This window comes from Agrobacterium sp. YIC 4121 (assembly GCF_002008205.1).
Lineage (GTDB): Bacteria > Pseudomonadota > Alphaproteobacteria > Rhizobiales > Rhizobiaceae > Agrobacterium > Agrobacterium leguminum.
On sequence record NZ_MRDI01000025.1, the window covers coordinates 2501 to 6642 of the forward strand.

The 4142-nt window shown below is 52.5% G+C and carries 1 tRNA gene and 2 rRNA genes; all 3 read left to right on the top strand.

The features are described 5' to 3' along the window. The first annotated feature begins 520 nt into the window (after positions 1–520). Positions 521–3453: ribosomal RNA gene (locus BTE54_RS21450) — 23S ribosomal RNA — on the top strand. A 396-nt stretch (positions 3454–3849) separates the two neighbouring features. Further along, positions 3850–3964, top strand: a 5S ribosomal RNA gene (gene rrf, locus BTE54_RS21455). A gap of 101 nt (positions 3965–4065) precedes the next feature. After that, positions 4066–4142, top strand: a tRNA-Met gene (locus tag BTE54_RS21460).

A 4142-nucleotide genomic window follows, 5' to 3' on the forward strand; every position in this document is an offset into this window, starting at 1 on the left:
CGCGTCGCCAATTGTTTGGCGCCCTCACGGAGCGCCTTCGGCGCGTGAGTGCAAATTGTCTTCTGAAGAAATAAAAGTTTGCATCATTCGCAAGAATTGATGCCTGTTCTGAATACATTGTGAAGAGAAGATATGTCTGGAAGCTTCCAGGTGTTTTGAGCCCTTGTGGTTTGAAGCGTCCGAGCCCAGTCCCAGAGAAACCATGAGATGGCTTAGTCGGCCGGAATTGGTGGAGGGATTGGAGGTAGGAAGGAAAGCTTGTCCGAGGCATTTTTGTTGTTGGAACCTTGGTTCCTCTGATGAAGATGCTGGATTGGTGTTGCCTGACCGCGCATCACCGGATGATATCTCGAGAAGCTGGTCTTAATGGTATGGCTTCGAGGTGCACCGGCGTGCCCTCAAGGAAGACCATACCGACACGTCGATGTCATCGTGACCTGATCTGGTTGTAAAAGGTAACCGGATTTGTCGTTCATCCCTTCGGGATGGCGACTTGATGATGAGCATAGACAATGAGAACGAAGAAGTGAATTAAGGGCATTTGGTGGATGCCTTGGCATGCACAGGCGAAGAAGGACGTGATACGCTGCGAAAAGCCGTGGGGAGCTGCGAATAAGCTTTGATCCATGGATCTCCGAATGGGGCAACCCACCTCAGATATCTAGAAAATCTGTTTTGCTAAACACCTTGATTGTTTTGAACGGTCTGATGGGCTTCCCATACAGACCGCTAGGTCGTCGCCGATCGTTCGGCGCGCCGTCCGCAGGCCTTCGGCCGTGAGGACAGAACAAAACCCGGTATGTCCGGGTTCGAGGGTTCAGCGAAAGAGGTTTCTAGATATCGCAATGAGGTATCTGCACCTGAATACATAGGGTGTAAGAAGCGAACGCAGGGAACTGAAACATCTAAGTACCTGCAGGAAAGGACATCAACCGAGACTCCGCAAGTAGTGGCGAGCGAACGCGGACCAGGCCAGTGGCAATGATGAATAAAGCGGAACGATCTGGAAAGGTCGGCCATAGAGGGTGATAGCCCCTTACGCGTAGAACAGTCATTGTCCTTGAGTAGGGCGGGACACGTGAAATCCTGTCTGAACATGGGGAGACCACTCTCCAAGCCTAAGTACTCGTGCATGACCGATAGCGAACAAGTACCGTGAGGGAAAGGTGAAAAGCACCCCGACGAGGGGAGTGAAATAGAACCTGAAACCGGATGCCTACAAACAGTCGGAGCCCGCAAGGGTGACGGCGTACCTTTTGTATAATGGGTCAACGACTTAGTGTAACTAGCAAGCTTAAGCCGGTAGGTGTAGGCGCAGCGAAAGCGAGTCTGAATAGGGCGATTGAGTTAGTTGCATTAGACCCGAAACCGAGTGATCTAGCCATGAGCAGGCTGAAGGTTGGGTAACACCAACTGGAGGGCCGAACCCATAACTGTTGCAATAGTTCGGGATGACTTGTGGCTAGGGGTGAAAGGCCAATCAAACTCGGAAATAGCTGGTTCTCCGCGAAATCTATTTAGGTAGAGCGTCGACCGAATACCCTCGGGGGTAGAGCACTGGATGGGCTATGGGGACTCACCGTCTTACTGATCCTAACCAAACTCCGAATACCGAGGAGTACTAGTCGGCAGACACACGGCGGGTGCTAACGTCCGTCGTGAAAAGGGCAACAACCCTGACCTCCAGCTAAGGTCCCCAAGTCATGGCTAAGTGGGAAAGGATGTGAGGATCCCAAAACAACCAGGATGTTGGCTTAGAAGCAGCCATCATTTAAAGAAAGCGTAACAGCTCACTGGTCTAAATAAGGGTCTTTGCGCCGAAAATGTAACGGGGCTAAAGCCATGCACCGAAGCTGAGGATTTGCACTTTGTGCAAGTGGTAGCGGAGCGTTCCGTAAGTCTGTGAAGGCGGACCCGTGAGGGCTGCTGGAGATATCGGAAGTGCGAATGTTGACATGAGTAACGATAAAGGGAGTGAGAGACTCCCTCGCCGAAAGACCAAGGGTTCCTGCTTAAAGTTAATCTGAGCAGGGTTAGCCGGCCCCTAAGACGAGGCGGACACGCGTAGTCGATGGGAACCACGTTAATATTCGTGAGCCTGGTGGTAGTGACGGATCTCGTGTGTTGTTCAACCTTATTGGATTGGTTGGGCGGCGAAGAGGTTCCAGGAAATAGCTCCACCGTATAGACCGTACCCGAAACCGACACAGGTGGTCAGGTAGAGTATACCAAGGCGCTTGAGAGAACTATGTTGAAGGAACTCGGCAAATTGCACGCGTAACTTCGGAAGAAGCGTGACCCTTTTGTACGCAAGTATGATGGGGTGGCACAGACCAGGGGGTAGCGACTGTTTATCAAAAACACAGGGCTCTGCGAAGTAGCAATACGACGTATAGGGTCTGACGCCTGCCCGGTGCTGGAAGGTTAAAGGGAGGGGTGCAAGCTCTGAACTGAAGCCCCAGTAAACGGCGGCCGTAACTATAACGGTCCTAAGGTAGCGAAATTCCTTGTCGGGTAAGTTCCGACCTGCACGAATGGCGTAACGACTTCCCCGCTGTCTCCAACATAGACTCAGTGAAATTGAATTCCCCGTGAAGATGCGGGGTTCCTGCGGTCAGACGGAAAGACCCCGTGCACCTTTACTATAGCTTTACACTGGCATTCGCCAAGGCATGTGTAGGATAGGTGGTAGGCTTTGAAGCAGGGACGCCAGTTTCTGTGGAGCCATCCTTGAAATACCACCCTTATCTTCGTGGATGTCTAACCGCGGTCCGTTATCCGGATCCGGGACAGTGTATGGTGGGTAGTTTGACTGGGGCGGTCGCCTCCGAAAGAGTAACGGAGGCGCGCGATGGTTAGCTCAGACCGGTCGGAAATCGGTCGTCGAGTGCAATGGCATAAGCTAGCCTGACTGCGAGACTGACAAGTCGAGCAGAGACGAAAGTCGGTCATAGTGATCCGGTGGTCCCGTGTGGAAGGGCCATCGCTCAACGGATAAAAGGTACGCCGGGGATAACAGGCTGATGACCCCCAAGAGTCCATATCGACGGGGTTGTTTGGCACCTCGATGTCGACTCATCGCATCCTGGGGCTGGAGCAGGTCCCAAGGGTATGGCTGTTCGCCATTTAAAGCGGTACGTGAGTTGGGTTCAGAACGTCGTGAGACAGTTCGGTCCCTATCTGCCGTGGGTGTAGGAATATTGACAGGATCTGTCCCTAGTACGAGAGGACCGGGATGGACGTATCTCTGGTGGATCTGTTGTCCTGCCAAGGGCATAGCAGAGTAGCTATATACGGAATGGATAACCGCTGAAGGCATCTAAGCGGGAAACCAACCTGAAAACGAGTGTTCCCTATCAGAGCCGTGGAAGACGACCACGTTGATAGGACGGGTGTGGAAGCACAGCAATGTGTGAAGCTTACCGTTACTAATAGCTCGATCGACTTCTTCGTTCCCATTGAATATGTTCATCGAACAAAGTTCGATGACATCATCTTCTGTCCTCACGGGCCAAAGGCCCTGCGGACGGCGCGCGCCATAAGGCGCGACGGACTAGCGTCCTGTATGGCTGCCATGCTCGGTCTCGAGCAAAGGTGGGATACGGATCGGTCACAGAAAGACGTGTAAATTAAAACGAAGCGCAAGCTTCCCAGCTTCTCGAAAACAACAGTTTCCATGTGAAAACATGGTCTGTGATCGCTTGGATCAGACGTTGCCTCATATGCGAGGTGACCGTATGGCCAATTGGTGTCCCCTGTGAGCGAAAGCGAACAGGATAAGGTACACCAATCAACAAGCAATCATATGATCCATGCGAAACGCATGGATCATATGTTGCGTTTTGCCGACCTGGTGGTTATCGCGGGGCGGCTGCACCCGTTCCCATTCCGAACACGGCCGTGAAACGCCCCAGCGCCAATGGTACTTCGTCTCAAGACGCGGGAGAGTAGGTCGCTGCCAGGTCTGCAAAACGCAACTCAAAATCTTCTCAATCACAAAAGGGCAAAAATGCCCAAATCAAAAGGCCGCAAATGCGGCCTTTATGCTATAATAAAACCAGTCAACGCGGGGTGGAGCAGCCCGGTAGCTCGTCAGGCTCATAACCTGAAGGCCGCAGGTTCAAATCCTGCCCCCGCAACCA